Annotated in this window: 23 protein-coding genes; 13 read left to right on the top strand and 10 right to left on the bottom strand. The window is 69.5% G+C overall.

The window, feature by feature from the left end; genetic code table 11:
- Positions 1–4: 4 nt before the first annotated feature.
- From DJ75_RS14630 to gvpA, 3 genes are all read right to left on the bottom strand, one after another.
- Entirely contained in the window at positions 5–688 is a 684-nt protein-coding gene (locus DJ75_RS14630) for a haloacid dehalogenase type II (protein ID WP_094525164.1), read from the bottom strand.
- 199 nt (positions 689–887) lie between these two features.
- Positions 888–1,457: a gas vesicle protein GvpO gene (gene gvpO, locus DJ75_RS14635; RefSeq protein ID WP_094525165.1), complete on the bottom strand. Its 570-nt coding sequence runs from the start codon at positions 1,455–1,457 to the stop codon at positions 888–890.
- 43 nt (positions 1,458–1,500) lie between these two features.
- The gene (gene gvpA, locus DJ75_RS19430) at positions 1,501–1,812 is read right to left on the bottom strand and encodes a gas vesicle protein GvpA (protein ID WP_094525166.1); all 312 of its coding nucleotides are present in this window, start codon (positions 1,810–1,812) and stop codon (positions 1,501–1,503) included.
- Between the two features lie 150 nt (positions 1,813–1,962).
- Between gvpA and DJ75_RS14645 the strand changes: the two genes are divergently transcribed.
- The 9 genes from DJ75_RS14645 (at position 1,963) to DJ75_RS14685 (ending at position 7,192) form a co-directional block, all read left to right on the top strand.
- Complete coding sequence (locus DJ75_RS14645; RefSeq protein ID WP_094525167.1) at positions 1,963–2,589, top strand: GvpL/GvpF family gas vesicle protein; 627 nt, start codon at positions 1,963–1,965, stop codon at positions 2,587–2,589.
- Position 2,590: 1 nt separating this feature from the next.
- Entirely contained in the window at positions 2,591–2,842 is a 252-nt protein-coding gene (gene gvpG, locus DJ75_RS14650) for a gas vesicle protein GvpG (protein WP_094525168.1), read from the top strand.
- Complete coding sequence (locus tag DJ75_RS18745) at positions 2,839–3,774, top strand: hypothetical protein (RefSeq protein WP_176451467.1); 936 nt, start codon at positions 2,839–2,841, stop codon at positions 3,772–3,774. The genes gvpG and DJ75_RS18745 overlap by 4 nt, the downstream gene beginning before the upstream one ends.
- Positions 3,767–4,222: a gas vesicle protein gene (gvpJ, locus tag DJ75_RS19435; protein ID WP_394338282.1), complete on the top strand. Its 456-nt coding sequence runs from the start codon at positions 3,767–3,769 to the stop codon at positions 4,220–4,222. The genes DJ75_RS18745 and gvpJ overlap by 8 nt, the downstream gene beginning before the upstream one ends.
- A complete protein-coding gene (gvpK, locus tag DJ75_RS14665) occupies positions 4,219–4,545 on the top strand; it encodes a gas vesicle protein GvpK (RefSeq protein ID WP_094525169.1) in 327 nt (108 codons plus the stop codon). Before gvpJ ends, gvpK begins: the two co-directional genes overlap by 4 nt.
- A complete protein-coding gene (gvpL, locus tag DJ75_RS14670) occupies positions 4,538–5,359 on the top strand; it encodes a gas vesicle protein GvpL (RefSeq protein ID WP_094525170.1) in 822 nt (273 codons plus the stop codon). The genes gvpK and gvpL overlap by 8 nt, the downstream gene beginning before the upstream one ends.
- Positions 5,340–5,579: a gas vesicle protein GvpM gene (gene gvpM, locus DJ75_RS14675; RefSeq protein WP_094525171.1), complete on the top strand. Its 240-nt coding sequence runs from the start codon at positions 5,340–5,342 to the stop codon at positions 5,577–5,579. Before gvpL ends, gvpM begins: the two co-directional genes overlap by 20 nt.
- 270 nt (positions 5,580–5,849) lie before the next feature.
- The gene (locus DJ75_RS14680) at positions 5,850–6,233 is read left to right on the top strand and encodes a low molecular weight phosphatase family protein (RefSeq protein ID WP_249269148.1); all 384 of its coding nucleotides are present in this window, start codon (positions 5,850–5,852) and stop codon (positions 6,231–6,233) included.
- A 5-nt stretch (positions 6,234–6,238) separates the two neighbouring features.
- Entirely contained in the window at positions 6,239–7,192 is a 954-nt protein-coding gene (locus DJ75_RS14685; protein WP_094525222.1) for a halo transducer protein, read from the top strand.
- Positions 7,193–7,310: 118 nt separating this feature from the next.
- Here the strand turns inward: DJ75_RS14685 and DJ75_RS14690 are convergent, their stop codons facing one another.
- From DJ75_RS14690 to DJ75_RS14715, 6 genes are read right to left on the bottom strand one after another with little or no spacing between them, the layout of a single operon-like run.
- On the bottom strand, positions 7,311–8,351 hold the full coding sequence (locus DJ75_RS14690) for an AbrB/MazE/SpoVT family DNA-binding domain-containing protein (protein WP_094525173.1): 1,041 nt from the start codon (positions 8,349–8,351) through the stop codon (positions 7,311–7,313).
- A gap of 2 nt (positions 8,352–8,353) precedes the next feature.
- On the bottom strand, positions 8,354–9,022 hold the full coding sequence (gene phoU, locus DJ75_RS14695; protein WP_094525223.1) for a phosphate signaling complex protein PhoU: 669 nt from the start codon (positions 9,020–9,022) through the stop codon (positions 8,354–8,356).
- A gap of 5 nt (positions 9,023–9,027) precedes the next feature.
- On the bottom strand, positions 9,028–9,969 hold the full coding sequence (pstB, locus tag DJ75_RS14700) for a phosphate ABC transporter ATP-binding protein PstB (protein ID WP_094525174.1): 942 nt from the start codon (positions 9,967–9,969) through the stop codon (positions 9,028–9,030).
- Complete coding sequence (pstA, locus tag DJ75_RS14705; RefSeq protein ID WP_094525175.1) at positions 9,966–11,534, bottom strand: phosphate ABC transporter permease PstA; 1,569 nt, start codon at positions 11,532–11,534, stop codon at positions 9,966–9,968. The genes pstB and pstA overlap by 4 nt, the downstream gene beginning before the upstream one ends.
- Positions 11,531–12,658 (bottom strand): phosphate ABC transporter permease subunit PstC, encoded by a 1,128-nt coding sequence (pstC, locus tag DJ75_RS14710; RefSeq protein WP_094525176.1) that lies wholly within the window; start codon positions 12,656–12,658, stop codon positions 11,531–11,533. The genes pstA and pstC overlap by 4 nt, the downstream gene beginning before the upstream one ends.
- Before the next feature lie 51 nt (positions 12,659–12,709).
- Positions 12,710–13,903 carry a substrate-binding domain-containing protein gene (locus DJ75_RS14715; RefSeq protein ID WP_094525177.1) on the bottom strand — a complete coding sequence of 398 codons (1,194 nt, stop codon included), beginning with the start codon at positions 13,901–13,903 and terminating at the stop codon, positions 12,710–12,712.
- Between the two features lie 332 nt (positions 13,904–14,235).
- On the opposite strand from DJ75_RS14715, the gene DJ75_RS14720 reads away from it, so the two are divergent.
- The 3 genes from DJ75_RS14720 to DJ75_RS14730 all read left to right on the top strand — a co-directional run bounded on the left by DJ75_RS14720 (position 14,236) and on the right by DJ75_RS14730 (position 15,368).
- Positions 14,236–14,757, top strand: coding sequence for an Lrp/AsnC family transcriptional regulator (locus DJ75_RS14720; protein WP_094525178.1), 522 nt, complete (start codon positions 14,236–14,238; stop codon positions 14,755–14,757).
- Between the two features lie 142 nt (positions 14,758–14,899).
- The gene (locus DJ75_RS19240) at positions 14,900–15,034 is read left to right on the top strand and encodes a hypothetical protein (protein ID WP_254921650.1); all 135 of its coding nucleotides are present in this window, start codon (positions 14,900–14,902) and stop codon (positions 15,032–15,034) included.
- Positions 15,035–15,179: 145 nt separating this feature from the next.
- Complete coding sequence (locus DJ75_RS14730) at positions 15,180–15,368, top strand: hypothetical protein (RefSeq protein WP_094525179.1); 189 nt, start codon at positions 15,180–15,182, stop codon at positions 15,366–15,368.
- Between the two features lie 51 nt (positions 15,369–15,419).
- Here DJ75_RS14730 and DJ75_RS14735 read toward each other — a convergent pair whose 3' ends face one another.
- Positions 15,420–15,935, bottom strand: coding sequence for a redoxin domain-containing protein (locus DJ75_RS14735; RefSeq protein ID WP_094525180.1), 516 nt, complete (start codon positions 15,933–15,935; stop codon positions 15,420–15,422).
- Between the two features lie 175 nt (positions 15,936–16,110).
- Here DJ75_RS14735 and DJ75_RS14740 point away from each other — a divergent pair, with 175 nt between their 5' ends.
- Positions 16,111–16,896, top strand: a complete 786-nt coding sequence (locus DJ75_RS14740; RefSeq protein ID WP_094525181.1) for a TSUP family transporter — start codon at positions 16,111–16,113, stop codon at positions 16,894–16,896.
- Positions 16,897–16,929 lie beyond the last annotated feature (33 nt).

Here is a 16,929-nt window from a genome sequence, read left to right on the forward strand (position 1 = left end):
CGGCTCAGACCCCCAGCGCGTCCGCCAGTTCGTGGATCGACTCGACCGTGTCGTCGGGCTCCCCGTCGAACGGCTCCCAAGGGGTCCCCTTCCGGTCGAGGCGAACCGCCTGCATCCCCGCGTTGGCGGCGCCCATCACGTCGAACCAGCCCGCGGTGACGTGGACGATCTCGTCGATCGGCGTCCCGGTCCGGGCGGCCCCGTGGCGGTACAACTCCGCGGCCGGCTTGAACGTCTCCACCTCGTCGGCGCTTATGGCGTCCGCCACGAGGTCCTCGATCCCGGCGTGTTCGACCATCGACTCCAGCATCGCCGGGTTCCCGTTCGAGAGCACGTACGGCTCGTACCCGCCATCGCGGAGGCGCTCGATCCCCGACCGGACGTCGTCGAACACCTCCAGCTCGTGGTACACCGCGAGGATCTCGTCGCGTTCGGCGGTCGGGAGGTCGACGCCGTGCGCCTCTAGGGCGTACGTCAGCGCGTCACGGTTCATCTCGTAGAACGGCTGGTAGGCGTCGACCGCGTTCGCGACGAACGTGTACGCCAGCGAGCGCGACCGCCAGAGCCGCGACACCGGCTCGGGGTCGGCGACGCGGTCGGCCAGCGCGGCCTCGGCGGCCTCCACGTCGACGAGCGTGCTGTACGAGTCGAAGGTCACGGTCCGGACGCGGTCTGGGTCGAACGTCATTCGCGTCGGCCTACGGTCGCTCGCGTCATTACTCCCGGTGGTCGACGCGCTCGGCGTCGTCCCGTCCGTGACCTGGCTCGCGGGGCGGCGACGCGACGGGTACCGCTTCGACTATCGAACGAACCGGTCTTCCGGGACTGAAACGCACTGATTCGAGGGCCTCGATAACCGCTCGAAGACGAACCGGAGGCGGCGGTCGTCAGAGCTCGTCGGGGTTCGACTCCGTCCGCCGGTAGCGGTTCACGCGGCGGTAGCCGGCGACCGTTCCGTCGTCGGTGAACTCGATCTCGTACCGGCCGAGGATGTCTTGCGTGTCCGGAACGGACTTCCGTTCGATCGTCTCGACGACCGCGACCCATCCCTCGCCGCTGTTCGTGACCTCGATGATGCCGTCGAGGTCGCGTCCGGTGAGATCCGGGGCCACGTCGATCGCTTTGTTCCGGACCGTCATGAGCCCCGCCGTCTCCGGCGACGCCTCGTCGTCCGCGACGCCGGTCTCTCCCGGCTCGTCGTCCGATCGGTTCTCCGGCTCGTCGCCGCTCGTTTCGTCGGACACCGTCCCTTCGTCTTCAGGCGCATCGCCGACGAGCGAAACGAGTTCCGACGCGGTCGCCGCGCCGACGCCGCCGACGTCGTACAGGTCGCTCCGCTCTGCGCCGTGGAGGTCGGCGACCGTCTCGATTCCCTCGTCCCGGAGCTTCTCGGCCGTCTCCGGTCCGACCCCGTCGATCGACTCGACGTCTGCCGACCCGTCGGTGTCCGGTGTCACGAGCGGAACCCTCGGTCGAGCACGTGTTCAGCGGCCACCACTTCTAGGAGGCGTCGACGCCGGCTCGGCGCTTCTCCATCGCCTGCTCGTGTTCCCGGGCGGAGGTCGTTTCGATCTCGAGGTCGCGGATGTCGTCCAAGTCGCCCGTCTGGGTGGCCTGCTCTATCTTCGACATCTCCGAGGCGTACGTCAGGAACGTGTCGATCGACGCGGCGACGACGCGCGCTTCGATCGTCAGGATCTCGATACCGACGACCGAGATCCGCGCCCAGACGTCGATGACGATTCCCTTATCCAGGATGCGGTCGAGAACCTCCGCGAGACTCGATGAGTCGGGTGATGCTGAGGCGGGCATTGCAACTCCGGTCCCCCGCTTTGTTATTTATTATGCGGCTGCTAGCCGATCTCGGTCGAAATAAATCCCGTCTTACTCGCCGCCGTTCGTTTCAATGGAGGTAATAAATATTGATTCGGGGGAGCGAGCCTGTGTTAACATCGCGCTCTGATGAACGGAAATCACATCTACACCTACGGCGTCGTCGACGACGAGGAGTTCGAACTGGACGTCACCGGCGTCGACGGCGGGACGCCGATTCGGACGGTCCGGTACCGGACGCTCTCGGCCGTCGTCAGCGACATCGACACGCTCGACCCCGAGCGGTCGGACGAGAACGTCCGCGCGCACGACGAGGTGCTCCGGGAAGTCATGGCGTTCGGCGACGGCCGCACCGCCGTCCCGATGCGGTTCGGGATGGTCTTCAAGAGCGGACGGGCGCTCAAGAACGTCCTCCGGAGCGGCCGCCGGGCCTTCCGGAAGGCGTTGCTCGACGTCGACGGGACCGTCGAGCTCGGCGTCAAGGTCGTCGTCGACGAGGGCGAGGTCGTCGAGGAGGCGGCCCTGCAGAACATCGCCGACCGCCTCGCGGCCGCCGCCGAGCGCGACGTCGAGAACGACCTCTTCAGCGACCGCCTCGCGCTGAATCGGGCGTATCTCGTCGCCTCCGACAACCGCGAGGCGTTCTCGGAGACCGTCCAGGCCGTTCGGGACGATCACGACGGCGTGACCGTCCGGTACAGCGGTCCGTGGGCACCGTACAACTTCGTCGACATCGAGGTCGGGGCGGCGCAGTGAGATGTTTCTCGTCGACGACCTCCTCTTCAGGCCGTTCGTCTCGCTGCTTAACACCCTTCACTCGATGGCGATCGAGGAGCTACACGACGTCGATTCGATCCGCGACGAGCTCAAGGAGAACCGCCTGCTCCACGAGCTCGGCGAGCGCTCCGAGGCGGAGTACCGAGAGCGACGGGCCGAGCTGGAGGAGCGACTGGCGGTGGCCGAGGCCGCACACGAAAACCTCCAGGGGAGGGTCGAGGTGAAACGATGACGGACGGCGACCGCACGACGGACGATGGCGACGGCATCGACGATGTCGTCACCGTCGAGCACACGCCCGACGCCGTCGAGGAGGCGGGCGAACTCGTCCGGGAGGTCGAGGTCCGCCTGCGCGAACTGGCCGGTCTCGACGACGGCCCGGCGGAGCGCGAACGCGCCGCGGAGATCTTCGAGGGGTTCCGCGACGTCGCCGACGAGGCCGAGGACGTGCTGGAGACGATCAACTTCGGAGATCTCCCCGACGCGGTCGACGTGAGTGAACTCCCCGACGCCGTCGATGCGGGGGACGTCCCCGAGGCGGTCGCCGGCGGCGACCCGGAGGACGCCGTGGAACTCCGGAACCTCGGCGAACTCGTCGAACTCACGGACCTCTGGAGCGCGGTCGACGTCCGGGAGTTCTGGCGGAACAAACGCGAGTTCGACGCGGCCGTCGCCGACCTGTTCGCCGACGACGCCGAGGGCGCAAACGCCGAGACGGACGACGGGCACCTCGACGGCGCCTCGGGCTTCGACGGCGCCGACGAGAGCGATGACGCCGACGCGGCCGACGCCTCGGACGACGGGACGGCGCCGTCGAAGCCCGAACTCGGACTGCTGGAGACCGACGAGTCGAAGCAGGCCGCCATCCAGAAGGCGATCAGCGACTCGGTCGCCGAGTTCCGCGAGAGCATCCTCGACGCCCGCGAGCGGCTCAGCGATGTCGTCGAAACGAACCGAGACCGAACCGAGTCCGTCGGTCGGCCGAACTCGCGGAACCCGACCGCCGTCTCGACGATGGCGACGTCGCGGCCGGATCTCGGGGGCGCGACCCGCTTCTCGACGGTGCCCGAGGAGACGCGCTACTCGACCGCGCCGAATCGCCCCCGCGTCTACGGGCAGCGGTTCGAAGGCGCGAGCGAGCGAACGGGGACCGAGGATGACTGACGGAACGGCCCCGACCCGGCAGACGGATAACCTCGCCGACGTCGTGGAGATGCTCCTCGATAAGGGCGTCGTCATCAACGCCGATATCGCCGTCTCCGTCGGGGAGACGGAACTGCTCGGCATCGAGCTCCGAGCGGCGATCGCCTCGTTCGAGACGGCCTCCCAGTACGGACTGGAGTTCCCCGAGGGAACGGACACGGAGCGCGTCGAGGCGGCGTCTCAGCGGCGTGGACTCGGGGCGTCACCCGAACGAGGGGCGTCGACGGATGTCGAGACGGTCGACCTCGAGGACGGAACGACCGGCGACGGCGATGACCCCGACGGAACGACCGGCGACGGCGATGACCCCGACGGAACGACCGACGACGGCGATGACCCCGACGGGACGACCGGCGACGGACGGCCCGCCGAGCGAACGACCGAGGCCGACGGTACCGACGACCGATGACGACGATAGATATCGACGGCGACGAGGCGACGAACGGGCTGACGGCGCTCGTCGTCACCGTCGTCGAGCTGCTGGTCGAGGCGCTCGAGCGGGAGGCCGTCCGCCGGATGGAGTCGGAGTCGCTCACGGACGAGGAGATCGAGCGGCTCGGCCGTCAGCTCGCGGCGATGGAGGACGAACTGGAGCGACTGAAAGCGGAGGCGGAGATCGGCGACGACGTCGATCGGCTGCGCGGCGACCTCGACTCGCTGGTCTCGGACGCCGTTCGCCGACTGGACCGCGACCGACGCGGCGCGGTGCCGGGGGAGACGAGCCGTGACTGAGACCGCGTTCGACGAGGGGAGATATCTCTACTGCGTCGCTCCCGACGGCGACGAGTCGCTGTCGACGACCGGACTGGACGACGAACCGGTTCGGCTCGTCCGCGAGGCGGGACTGACCGCCGTCGTCCACGACTGCGGTTCGCTCTACGACTCGGACTCCGCGACGCGGATTCGACGCTGGATACTTGCCCACCAGTCCGTCGTCGACGACGCGGGCGAGGCGTTCGGGACGCCGCTGCCGTTCCAGTTCGACACCGTCATCCGCGGCGATGACGACGCAGTCCGCTCGTGGCTCGACGCGGAGTCCGAACGGTTGACCGATCACCTCGACGCGCTCGCCGAGCGGTGGGAGTACCGCGTCGAGGTCGTCTGGGACGAGGACGCCGCCCGCGACGAGCTCGAGGCGACCGACGCGGACCTCCGCGCCCTCGCCGAGCGCCGAAACGAGGCCGACGAGGGCACGCGGTTTCTGCTCACTAAGCGGTACGAGACCCGCCTCGACCGACTGCTCGACGAACAGCGTCGCGCGGAGGCGGCCGATCTCGCCGATCGTCTCGGGGGCGAGGCGACGGAGCTCGTCGACCTCGGCGACCGTTCGAGAGCGGGGTTGGACATCGGCGATGCCGACGAGAACGTCGACGTCCTCGCTCGCTTCGCCGTCCTCGCGACCGACGACGAACGGGAGGCCGTCGGACTACTGCTCGATGACGTCGCGGTCGACCCCGGTATCGAGGTGCGGTTCACCGGTCCGTGGCCGCCGTACACGTTCACGCCCGAACTCGACGGAGGGACGGATGCGTCCGACGAAGTCTGACGACGACGCCCTCGTCGACCTCGTCGACGCCGTTCTCCGGACTGGAGCGGTCGTCGAGGCGGACGTCGTCATCACCGTCGCCGACGTCCCGCTCGTCGGACTCAAACTCCGAGCGGCGCTCGCCGGAATGAAGACGATGACCGAGCACGGCGTCTTCGAGGAGTGGGACGAGGCGCACCGACTCGGGAATCGCGGGGCGGCCGGCGAGCGGATCGAGTAGCGCGCCGCGTCCCCGGGCCTCCCCCGGACCGCCTCGACGACGCCTCTGTCGATCCGGTGCCTGAGACGCCGTCGCGACGGTCCGGAACGTGACGACCCTGAAGCAGGGTTCCGACGCTCACGGATCGCTATATCGCTCTATAGCCCTCCGTATCGGTCCCGAGTAACGATTTTACTGATGCCGCGCGCATACCGTGTCGTGAGCCATCACAGCGATCGACCGGACCACCGGATCGCGTTCGTCTGCGTCCAGAACGCGGGACGGAGCCAGATGGCGGCCGCGTTCGCCCGTCGCGAGCGCGACCGCCGCGAGGCGACCGATCGGATCGAGATAGTCACCGGCGGGACGCGCCCCGCCGATCGCGTCCACGACGTCGTCGTCGAGGCGATGCGCGAACTGGACGTCGAGCTCGGCGACCGGACGCCGCGGGAGGTAACGCCGGACGAGCTGCGGGCGGTTGACCTGGTCGTCACGATGGGCTGTTCGGCGTCGAACGTCTGCCCGGCGGCGTGGAACGGCGAGAACCGCGATTGGGGGCTCGACGACCCGCACGGTCGCCCGCTCGCGGAGGTGCGCGAGATCCGCGACGAGATCGCCGAGCGGGTCGACGCGCTGTTCGACGAACTGCTGTCGGAGACGCCGTCCGCGGGGTGACGCGGATGACTGAGACGCCCGACGGCGAGCCGGCGGATCTCGACGGCGCGTCCGTCGAACGAGCGGCGGCCGTCGTCGACGACGGGGGAGGCGCCGGCGAGACGCGAGAGACGCTCGCGATCGTCGCCCGGGACGGGGTCGTCCGCCGGGCGGCCGTCGACGACGCGGTCGCGAACGCGTCGCTCGTGGTGACGACCGCCGAGACGCGGACGGAGCTCGCGGCCGGGAAGCTGGACGGCGCGCGGGAGGCGGCCGCTCCGGTCGCGGACCTGGCTCCCGTGTCCGGGCGCCTCGACGACTTCGACGCGCGTCTCGCCGACGTCGAGAGCCGCGCGGACGACCTCGGTGACGCCGTTCAGGAGGTGCTCGACATGAAGGGAGACGGCGATCTCTACGAGATCGCGCGACGGGTCAAGCGGGTGACGACCGCCGCGACCGAGGTCCAGCGCGCCGCCGACGACCTCCAGTTCGAGATCGATTCCTTCGAGGGATGGCTCGCCGACTCCGACCGGCGCGTCGAGGAACTCGACGCCGACGTCGACGCGCTCGCGGCGTCGGTGGACGAGCTCGACGCCGCCGTCGAATCGCTCGCCGCCGACGGGGAGGCCGCCGGGAGCGAGCGCGGCGCGGCGGCCAGATGGGCCGCGGCGACGGTTCGACACCGCGTCGCGTCGCTGCTGATCGCGGACGTCCGGGCCGAACTGGCGGCGCTCCGAACGTGGGCCGAGCGCGAGGGCGACGCCCCGCCGTCGGGGATCGGGCCGCGACTCGACGAGGTCCGCGCCCGTCACGAGACCGCCGGCGAGCGGCTCGCCGCGCGCGCCGAGCCCGAGTGGACCGCGCGGTTCGGCGACCGACTGGCCGCGCTCGACGAGGCGCTCGACTCGATGGAGCCGCCGGTCCCGTGGGCCGAGGTCGAGGCCCTCGTCGAGGAGTATCGCCCCGCGATCGACGGATAAGCGCGTCTCCCGGCAGTCGCGTGGATGCCGGAGAAGCGTCGAGCGTCGACGCCGCGCCCGCCGCCCGCGTCGGGCCGGCCGCTCTGTCCTACGCCGGACGACCGCGCCGTCCGAGCGGTCAGTTCCGCGTGTTCTCGTCGCGGATCGCGGCGGCGGCGGCGGTCTCCGTCACCGACCGACCGCAGTCGGCCGCCCGTTCTAGACGCGCGAGCGCGTCCGACAGCGCGACCGCCGCGGAGACCGGCCCCGGGACCGCGCCGCCGTACAGCCGCCCGTCGATCGACTCGATGCCCGCCGCGGCGTCGTCGCACCGCTCCCTCGCCCGCCGGGCCGCCGCTCCGTCGCCGTCGAGGACGGCCGTCACCGCGTCGTCGACGGCGAGGGCGACGTCGTCGGCCACGGGGCGCACGTCCGCGGCCGCCTCGTCGGCGAGCGGCTCAGACAGCTTCTCGCCGATCCCCGCTATCCGGACGGCCTGGTCGGCGACTGCCTCGAGACGGTGAGCGGCCGCGTAGTAGGCGAACAGGTCGGGCCGGGAGACACCGAGCGCGTCGAGCTCGGCGTGTGACACCAGTGACCGAGAGAAGTGCCGCGTGACCATCTCCGCGGAGCGGCGCGCCTCGTCGGCGCGGTCGCGGATCCTCGACCGCGCGTCCGCGGCGTCAACGAAGGCCTCGGTCGCGTCGCGGAGGAGCGAGACGACCGCGTATCGGAGCTGTACGACGGACTGACGGACCGAGACGGAGGCGGTGTCCAAGAGGTGTCTGATCGTGATCTCCGAGTCCGACTCGCTGAGCACGTTCGTCCCGACCAACCCGCGAACCGCGGACCGCGCGGCGCTGCGCTCCGCGTCGGAGAACGCCTCCGCCCGACGCAGCGTTATCGTCTCGAAGCCGACCGCGTGAGCCGTCCGAACCGCGCGTCGAACGGCCTCGGGACCGCCGCCGGCGTCGGTGTCGGCGTCGTCGCCGATGTCGATCGTCGCCTCGCCGAGGCGGTCGACGTTGGCGGCCGAGGACCGGACGAGGATCGAGCCGTCACGGTGGGTGTACAGCCGCAGTTCCATCCCCACCTCGAAGCCGTGGCTCTTCGCCCACCCCTTCGGAATCGAGACGGTGAACGTGCCGCCGCCGACCTCCTGCAGCTTTCTGGTCTCCATGGTCAGTAGACTAGTTCGAGGTCACCGTCGTTCATGTACAGCGTGCGCGCGGCGACGTTGACGGCGTGATCGCCGATTCGTTCCAGGTCGCGTATCGTGAGCAGCACCCGCGACACGTCGTCGAGCAGCCGCTCGATCTCCCAGCGATCGGGATCACTGGCGATCAGCTCGCGAACGACCGCGTCGCTGGCGTTCTGACACGCCGCGTCGAGCGCGTCGTCGCGGTCGGCGATCGCTCGACACGCCTCGGAATCGGCGTCGACGTACGCGTCGACGGCCGCCCGGAGCTGACCGGTGACGGTCTCGCCGATCCCCCCGACCCGGACGTCGGAGACGACGTCCGCGCTCCCGGCGAGGGCGTACCGGGCGAGGTTCGTCGCGAGGTCACCGACCCGTTCCAGATCCGTGAGTATCTTGAACGACGCGACCACGAAGCGGAGGTCCGCGGCGACGGGCTGCTGGAGCGCGATCAGCTCGACGCAGTCGCCCTCGAGGTCGAGGTACTGCCGGTTGACGCGTTCGTCGCCCTCGATCACCTCGCGGGCCAGCCCGCGGTCGCCGCCTTCGAGCGCGTCGAGTGCTCGCCGGAGCTGCCACAGCACGCCGTCCGCCATCGACTCTACGTCGGCCCGCAACTCGTCCAGCGACTCGCGGTACGCTTCGCGGGACACGGCGATCACCCGAACTTCCCGCTAACGTAATCCTCGACGCGCTGGCTCTCGGGATTCTCGAAGATCTTCTCCGTGTCGTCGTACTCGACGAGTTCGCCGCCGGTCAGGAAGACCGCGGTCTGGTCGGAGACGCGGGCCGCCTGCTGCATGCTGTGGGTGACGACGACGACCGTGTAGTCCTGCGCGAGGTCCTCGATGAGGTCCTCGATCTTCGCTGTGGCGATCGGGTCGAGCGCCGACGCCGGCTCGTCCATGAGGATGACTTCCGGGTCCACGGCGAGACACCGGGCGATACAGAGCCGCTGTTGCTGGCCGCCGGACAGTCCGAGCGCGTTGTCGTCCAACCGGTCGTTCACCTCCTCCCACAGCGCGGCCCGCTCGAGCGATCGCTCGACGAGCCGCGCCTCGCGTTCGGGCTCCGCGCGGCCGGTCAACCGCGCGAGGAGGCCCGTCTCGATGTCGCCGTGTTTCCGCGGTCCGTAGGAGACGTTCTCGCGGATCGATTTGGGGAAGGGGTTGGGGCTCTGGAACACCATCCCGACCCGCTTTCGAAGCTCGACGAGGTCGACGCCGTCCTGGTAGACGTCCTCGCCGTCGAGCTCGACCGTCCCGTCGACGCTGGCGGCGCGGATGCGGTCGTTCATCCGGTTGAGACACCGGAGGTACGTCGACTTCCCGCAGCCGGACGGACCGATGAGCGCCGTCACGCTCTCTTCGGGAATGTCCATCGAGACGCCCTTCAGCGCGTGGTCGTCGCCGTAGTGGACGTCGAGGTCCTCGACGGCGACCTTCGTCTCGCCGCTCGCCTCGTAGCTCGTCCACTCCGGCCGCGTCTCCTCGGCGGTCTCGCCGGCGGTCGTGGAGGCCCGCCGGCCGTCGGTGCGATTCGCCGTGACCGCTGTGGCGTCCGTGGCGTCTTCGGCGTCTGCGTTCTCTGTCTGACTCATTGGTGGAGTTTCCGTCTGAAGTAGTAGCGCGTCGCGATACCGACCGCGTAGAAGGCCAACACGACGAGCAGCAGCGTCAGCGCCAGTCCCCACGCGTACTCCTGCGGGTTCCGGATGTTCCCGCTCAGTCCCGCGGTGATGAGCGCGTACAGCTGGTACGGCAGCGCGCTCGTCGCCTCCAACAGCGCGGGGTTGCTGACGAACGGCGGGGACGCGCTCAGTCGGAAGCCGCTCAACACGTTCGGAGCGGCCGACTTCGCCGGGAGGACGCCGCCGCCCATGGTCAGCAGGATCGGGGCGGTCTCGCCGGCGATCCGTCCGACACCGAGGATGACGCCGGTCGTGACGCCCGGGATCGCCGCGGGGAGGACGACGCTGCGGATCGTCTGCCACTTGGAGACGCCGAGCGCCGCGCTGGCGTCGCGGTACTCGTCGGGCACCGCGAGTATCGCCTCCCGGCTCGTGATCAGCACCAGCGGCAACAGCATGAACCCGAGCGTCAGCATGCCGGCGATCAGCGACTTCTGGTTGCCGAATCTGGGGATCAGGAACGCGGCGCCGAACAGCCCGAACACGATGCTCGGCGTGCTCCAGAGGCCGTTGGTCGCCACCTCGACGGCGCCGGTGAACCGGCCCTGTTCGGCGTACTCGCTGAGGAACACGGCGGCGCCGACGCCGGTCGGCACGGCGAAGAGGACGGCGCCGATGACCAGCCACACCGTCCCCACGAGGGCGGGGAACACCCCCGCGACGTCGGCCAACAGCCCGGCGCCGTTGGTCAGGAACGGCCACCGGACGAGGGTCTCCCCGCCGACGCCGACCCCGTTCAACAGCCCGGGGAGTCCCTTCGCCGTGACGAAGGCGACGAGCCCGACGAGCACCGCCAGTATCGAGCCGACGACGAGGTAGATGAGCACGTACGCGCCGACGTTCCGCCCGCGAGCGCCGAACCCCCCGTACGCCTTCGCGGCGCTCCAGCCGGTCGCCAGCGAGGCGAACAGCACGACGGCGGGAACGACGGTGTCGCCGAACAGCGTCGCGTTGTATCCGGCGAGCGCCCGCTCCCAGCCGGGACCGACGACGCCGGTGAGGAGCGCCAGCTCGCAGAGAACGGCGACCGCCCCCGCCGGCACCGTCGATCCGACGTCTTCGCGCGGGAGCGCGGTCACCGCGAACGCGGCCCCGCCGAGGACCGTCCCGACGCCGAGCCGGCCGACCGTCCCGATCCCGGCCGCTCCGGCCGCCGTCACCCCCGCCGCGAACCAGATCGCGGTGAACGCGACCGCGGCGACGACCCCCGCGCTGGGCTGGGGGGCCGCGTCGACGAACCCCAGCCGCGAGGCGACGCCGAAGCCGACGACCGCCAGTCCCAACGCGAGCAGCACCGCACCCAACGCCACCGACAGCTCGACGCCGGCGACGGGGTCGCCGATCTCGACGGCGCCTACCAGCGCCGCCAGGCCGACGACGAAGGCGACGCCGGAGAGCCCGACCGCGGCCCCGGCGGCCGCCTCGTACGTCGTGCGGTCGTCCCGGACGAGCGCGGTCTGCGTGGCGCGGCTCATTCGGCGCCCCCCAGGCGGCGACGCATCCGCGCCTCGATGTACTGCGAGCCGAGGCTCAGACACAACACGGTGACGAAGAGGACGACGCCGGCGGCGAACAGCGCGCTCTCGTGAACCCCGTTCGCGCTGCCGTACCCCCGCGCGATGAGAGACGTGAGCGTCTCGTAGCCGTAGAAGACGTTCACGAGCGGGTCGCTGATCCGCGGAATTCCGGCCAGCATCACCGTCGCGGCCATCGTCTCGCCGATCGCCCGCCCGACCCCGAGGAGCACGGCCGCCGAGACGCCGGAGAAGGCCGCGGGCAGCGTGATCGAGGTCATCGACTGCCAGTCGGTCGCCCCGAGCGCGAGCGACCCGTTCTTCATCACGTCCGGCACGCTCGTCAGCGCGTCCTCGGCCACGGAGACGACCGTCGGCAGCGCCATCAGCCCGACGACCATCCCGACGAACAGGTACGTCGAGCCGCCGTTGAGGGCGAACGCGTCGCTCGCCCACGGGTTGATGACGGTGAACCCGATGAAGCCGTACACGATCGAGGGGATCCCCGCCAGTATCTCGATCCCCGGCTTCACGAGCTCGCGGACCCGCGGCGGCGCGATCTCGGCGATGAACAGCGCCGCGGCGACGCCGAGCGGCCCCGCCACCAGCGTCGCGATGGCGGTCACCATCACCGTTCCGTGGATCATCGGCAGCAGCGAGTACCGGACGGGATCCGAGACGGCGTCCCAGCGGGTCTGCGCGAACATCCCGAGTCCCGGAACGGCGACGCCGAAGACGCTCGCCGCCTCGTACCGGAACGCCGGGATCGATTCGACGAAGATGAACACGACGATGAGCCCGAGCGTGACGAGCGTCACCGTCGTCATCGCGAAGGTGACCGCGCGGGCGACGAGCGCCTGATGGCGTACCCAGCCGTAGCCGGTGGCGATCAGGAACGCTCCGAGCGGGACGGCCGTCCACGGCGACGCCAACAGGAACCCGACGAAGGCGGTCAAGAGCGACCCCATCGAGGCGATGACCACCGCCAGCGCCTCCGGGTCCGCGTCGTCGACGAACTCCCGCGTTCTGGTCAGCCGTCGCTCGATGCCAGCGCGCCAATCGGTTCGGGAGGTAGTGAGTGACATATAATGAGGTCGGACCGCGAGACGGGTGTCCGCGGGACCGAGGAGCCGGACTCAGGCCTGCTCGGGGAGCTTCTCGCGCTCGGCCTCGATGTCGGACGTGGGCAGCGTGATGTAGTTGACGTCCTCGACGAACGTCTTCTGGCCGAACTCGGTCAGGAACATGTTGAGGAACGCGGCCTCGCGCATGTCCGTGCCCTCGGGCGTCTCCTCCGTGATCCGCGTGTACATGTGCAGGTCCCGGTTCAGCGGGTACTCCGAGTCGAAGATGGTGTTCTCGGCGTCGGGGTCCGGGCGGTAGACCGTGCCCTCGAAGTCGATCGCGATCGCCTGGATCCCCGATCCGGAGAACGCCAGCGCCATGTAGCCGATGGCGTTGTCGTTGTCTTGGAGGACCTGTTGGACCTGCTGGTTCTGCCCGAGACGGGTGTCGACGTCCATCGGTGCGTCGGCGTCACCGAGCATGTTCAGGCGGAACGACGTGTCGGTTCCGGAGCCCTCGGCGCGGCCGACCACGTAGATCTCTTTGTCGGGGCCGCCGACCTCGCTCCAGTTGGTGACGTCGCCCTGGTAGATGCCGCGGATCTGCTCGCCGGTGAGCTGTTCGACGCCGGCGTCGTAGATCGCCTGACTGACGAACACCGGCTGGCCGTCCCGGCCGACGACGTGGTCGACGTAGTTCTCGTCGCGCTGCTCCTCGCTGATGTCGAGCTCGGCCGTGATCGGCCCGGAGGAGTTCCCGATGTCGACGAGGCCGTCTCGAACCGCCTCGCAGCCGGTCCCCGAGTGACTCAGCGCGACGCGGGTCGCGAACGGCGGGTTCGACCGCTCGCCGGTCGGCTCGAAGCCGTAGAGACTGGCGAAGTAGTCGGCGATGTTCTGGTCGGTCTCGATCTGGCCCCACCCGGCGACCGACGACTCGTCGTTGGACCCCCAGTACTCGCCGTCGCTCGCCGGCGAGTTCGAGTTCCAGTAGGAGCTCCCCTTGTTCGAGATGGGGTAGACCGTCGACGACCCCTCGGCCGTCACCGTCGCCGGCCCCGACGACCCGGACTCCATCGTGTTGCCGCTGTCATCGCTCTCGCTCTCGCTCCCCCCGTCGCCCCCGTCGCCGCCGTCGCTGCCGTCGTCGCTGTTGCCGCTGCACCCCGCGAGGCCGGCCGCCCCGATAGCGGCCGACGTGAGCAGGTATTTTCGGCGTGATACCGCGTCCGCCTGTCGTCCCGAATCGCGTGACGTCGACTGAATGCAGGCACAAATCCCTTAAACTGGTTTATAATAGGTTAATACAATGGTATTTTCTGATCCCGTGCGACCGGTATCGTATTATATCGATTATTACTGATACTGATCGATATATAGCAAGAACGAGGGGGCCGCGGCGAGCGGGGGACGAACCGACGCCTCCGGCCGTCCGTACCGTCGCGAGGCCGTCCGGATACCACCGGAGCTCCGGACCGAATCCTCGACTCCCGAGCGGGTCCGCGGAGGCAAGTCTATTTACTCAGCTACCGACACGGTACGAGTATGACTGACACTCGGTCGGCGCGCGGTCGGACCCGCTCAGAGGTGCGGGACAGATGAGCCTCGACGCCCGGGACGTTCGCATCCTGCGCTCGATCGCCGAGAACGACTCCACCAGCCCCGAACGCATCCAAGAGGAGACGGGTATCCCGAAGTCGACCGTTCATTATCGGATCAAGAACATGAAGGAACGAGGGGTGATCAAAAACGATCTGTTCGAGATCGACTTCGAGAAGGCCGGACTGGGTCTCACGGTCATCACCGAGGTTCTCGCCGAGTTCGGAGAGGGGTACCAGGAGAAGGTCGGGCGGGAGTTGGCCGATATCGAAGGCGTGAACGAGGTCTACTTCATGATGGGCGACACCGACTTCATCGTCGTCTCGCGGCTCCCGTCCCGCGACATGGTCGAAACCCTCGTCGAGGAGTTCGAGGCCGTAGACGGTATCCAACGGACGAGCTCGAAGTTCGTGATCACTTCGATCAAAGCCGACGAGAGCGTCGGGATGTTACGCGACTACGGCGAGGAGACCCTCCTCCGCTCGCACGGGCTCGAGGAGGCGGACGGCGACGTCGAGTGATCGGCCCCGCCGCGCCCGCAGCGGGCGACGAGTGAGGGTCTCTCTTCGAACGGGCGCCCGCATAGGGGTCCTAACGCCGTCGTCGGCCTCGACGACCCACGGGTACCGGACAGCCCCGTCGCTCGGCGTCTTCGAAGGCGCCTTGGATCGGACGGTCGACCTCGACGGGTACGGAACCGGCGACCCCTTCGAGTTCCTCGACGAGCCGAGCGAACCGGTCGACGAGTGGATCGACCGGGCCGTCGACCACCACCGCGACTCGCCCGTTTTCGACTAGCGGGGCGCCGCGATATCCCGGTCCGCCGTTTTTGTCCCCCCGATACGCCGTCTCTGACGCCCCGATACCCCCTCCCGGGGCCGCGTGTGTATCGCCGCCGCACTGCCCGACTATGTTTATCTGTTAATAAATTGTATGGTTGCGTATGTCTGACACACTTGAATGTCCGGAGTGCGAAGCGAGCATCGATTCGACCGACGACCTCGAAACGGAGGGCGAGGTGACGGAACTCGAACCGGCGGACGACGGGTCGTTCCAACTCTACGAGAACCACGACCTGTTCCTCTGTAAGAACTGCCGGAAGCCGCTCGGCGTCTCTCGGCCGTCGGAGTAGCGGTATCGCGCGACGGCGTGGGGGAAGAGCGGGGCGCGTCGCCGCCGGCGCTCACAGGTACGACTTCCCGTCCGGCAGGTCGCACTCGTCGCCGTGACACCGCGCGGCGTGTTCGACGGCCGTAAGGTCCGGCTCGTCGGCCGGCTCCTCGCTCCGCCACGCGTACCGGACGGTGCGGTCGGGGTCGACCACGAAGAGGGCCGACCGCGCGACCCCGCGGTGGTCGTCCATCTCGTCGGCGCGCACGCCGTACGCCTCGGCGACGCGACCGTCGCTGTCCGAGAGCAGCGGGAAGTCGATCCGGTGTTCCTCCGCGAACGCGCGGTGGCTGTAGACGCCGTCGGTGGAGATCCCGAGCACCACGGTGTTCTCCAGGAGGGACAGCGCCTCGCTGTCCCGCAGCGTACACATCTGGCTGGTACACACCGGGTGGAAGTCGAACGGGTAGAACACCACCACGACCGCCCACCCGCTGTCGACGTACTCGGCCAGCCCGTGCGTGTCGATCCGCCCGCCCCCCGCCCCGGGGAGCTCGAACGTCGGCGCCGTCTGTCCGGTCTGAAGCATGCGTGAAACACGACGGCCGAGCGGTATGAGCCTCGGCCGATCGTGCGGTGTGATCGCACACACCGTTACGCGGCCGAGCCCAAGGCGGATGCTCCGGAAACTCGGTTTCGCGCGCCCGTGCCCCGCCGCCGCACAGGCAACGGTCGTTTATAAATAGGGATCACGTCTCGAACGTATGACCCTCGCGCTCTCCGTCGAACTGGCGGCGGCGATAGCCCTCGTCGTCGCGGTCGCGGGCGCCGTCAACGGGGTCGCGGGGTTCGGCTTCGCCGTCGTCGGGACGATGGTACTGGCCACGACGCTCGACCCCGCGACCGCCGTCGCGTTCATGATCCTCCCGATGTTCGCCGTGAACGTCGCGCTGGTCGGCGACCTCACCCGCGAGGAGCTCCGCACGTGCGGAACTCGGTTCGCACCGCTGCTCGTCGCCGCGCTGGTCGGCACGATCCTCGGGATGGCCCTGCTCGATCGGCTCCCCGAGGCGCCGGTGCGCGCGCTGCTCGGACTCGTCTCGCTCGCGTTCGTGGCGAGCGCCCAGCGCGCCGTCCCGTTGCCTCCCCCGCCCGTCGTCAGCGACCGGGCGGTCGCCGACACGCCGCTCGTCATGGGCGCCGTCGGCGCCGTCTCCGGCGTCCTGTTCGGCGCGACGAACGTGGGGGTGCAGCTCGTCGCGTTCGTGCGGAGCTTCGACCTCTCGCACGGGCTGTTCGTCGGCGTCGTCGCGCTCGTGTTCGTCGGGATCAACGGCCTGCGCGTCGTCGCGGCGGGCGCGCTCGGACTCTACCCGGACCTCGGGCTCGCCCTCGCGTCGGTCGCCGCCGCGGTCCCCGCCGTCGCCGGCGTCGCGGTCGGAAAGCGCCTCCGCGAGCGCGTGAGCGAGCGGCTCCGACGCGGGACCGTCCTCGGGCTGTTGACGGTCATCGGCGTCCGGCTGATCCTCGGCGGCGCCGGAATCGCTTGAGCGGCGGTCCCGATCTCCGCCCCACGCCGCACT

Origin of the sequence: Halorubrum sp. Eb13 (assembly GCF_002252895.1) — an archaeon.
In the GTDB taxonomy this organism is placed as follows: Archaea; Halobacteriota; Halobacteria; order Halobacteriales; family Haloferacaceae; genus Halorubrum.

What these genes read in the sequence shown, in the direction of transcription:
- DJ75_RS14630 (WP_094525164.1), bottom strand. Translation starts at nt 688, where the DNA reads ATGACGTTCGACCCAGACCGCGTCCGGACCGTGACCTTCGACTCGTAC.
- gvpA (WP_094525166.1), bottom strand. Translation starts at nt 1,812, where the DNA reads ATGCCCGCCTCAGCATCACCCGACTCATCGAGTCTCGCGGAGGTTCTC.
- DJ75_RS14645 (WP_094525167.1), top strand. Translation starts at nt 1,963, where the DNA reads ATGAACGGAAATCACATCTACACCTACGGCGTCGTCGACGACGAGGAG.
- gvpG (WP_094525168.1), top strand. Translation starts at nt 2,591, where the DNA reads ATGTTTCTCGTCGACGACCTCCTCTTCAGGCCGTTCGTCTCGCTGCTT.
- DJ75_RS18745 (WP_176451467.1), top strand. Translation starts at nt 2,839, where the DNA reads ATGACGGACGGCGACCGCACGACGGACGATGGCGACGGCATCGACGAT.
- gvpJ (WP_394338282.1), top strand. Translation starts at nt 3,767, where the DNA reads ATGACTGACGGAACGGCCCCGACCCGGCAGACGGATAACCTCGCCGAC.
- gvpK (WP_094525169.1), top strand. Translation starts at nt 4,219, where the DNA reads ATGACGACGATAGATATCGACGGCGACGAGGCGACGAACGGGCTGACG.
- gvpM (WP_094525171.1), top strand. Translation starts at nt 5,340, where the DNA reads ATGCGTCCGACGAAGTCTGACGACGACGCCCTCGTCGACCTCGTCGAC.
- DJ75_RS14680 (WP_249269148.1), top strand. Translation starts at nt 5,850, where the DNA reads ATGGCGGCCGCGTTCGCCCGTCGCGAGCGCGACCGCCGCGAGGCGACC.
- DJ75_RS14685 (WP_094525222.1), top strand. Translation starts at nt 6,239, where the DNA reads ATGACTGAGACGCCCGACGGCGAGCCGGCGGATCTCGACGGCGCGTCC.
- DJ75_RS14690 (WP_094525173.1), bottom strand. Translation starts at nt 8,351, where the DNA reads ATGGAGACCAGAAAGCTGCAGGAGGTCGGCGGCGGCACGTTCACCGTC.
- pstB (WP_094525174.1), bottom strand. Translation starts at nt 9,969, where the DNA reads ATGAGTCAGACAGAGAACGCAGACGCCGAAGACGCCACGGACGCCACA.
- pstA (WP_094525175.1), bottom strand. Translation starts at nt 11,534, where the DNA reads ATGAGCCGCGCCACGCAGACCGCGCTCGTCCGGGACGACCGCACGACG.
- pstC (WP_094525176.1), bottom strand. Translation starts at nt 12,658, where the DNA reads ATGTCACTCACTACCTCCCGAACCGATTGGCGCGCTGGCATCGAGCGA.
- DJ75_RS14720 (WP_094525178.1), top strand. Translation starts at nt 14,236, where the DNA reads ATGAGCCTCGACGCCCGGGACGTTCGCATCCTGCGCTCGATCGCCGAG.
- DJ75_RS14730 (WP_094525179.1), top strand. Translation starts at nt 15,180, where the DNA reads ATGTCTGACACACTTGAATGTCCGGAGTGCGAAGCGAGCATCGATTCG.
- DJ75_RS14735 (WP_094525180.1), bottom strand. Translation starts at nt 15,935, where the DNA reads ATGCTTCAGACCGGACAGACGGCGCCGACGTTCGAGCTCCCCGGGGCG.
- DJ75_RS14740 (WP_094525181.1), top strand. Translation starts at nt 16,111, where the DNA reads ATGACCCTCGCGCTCTCCGTCGAACTGGCGGCGGCGATAGCCCTCGTC.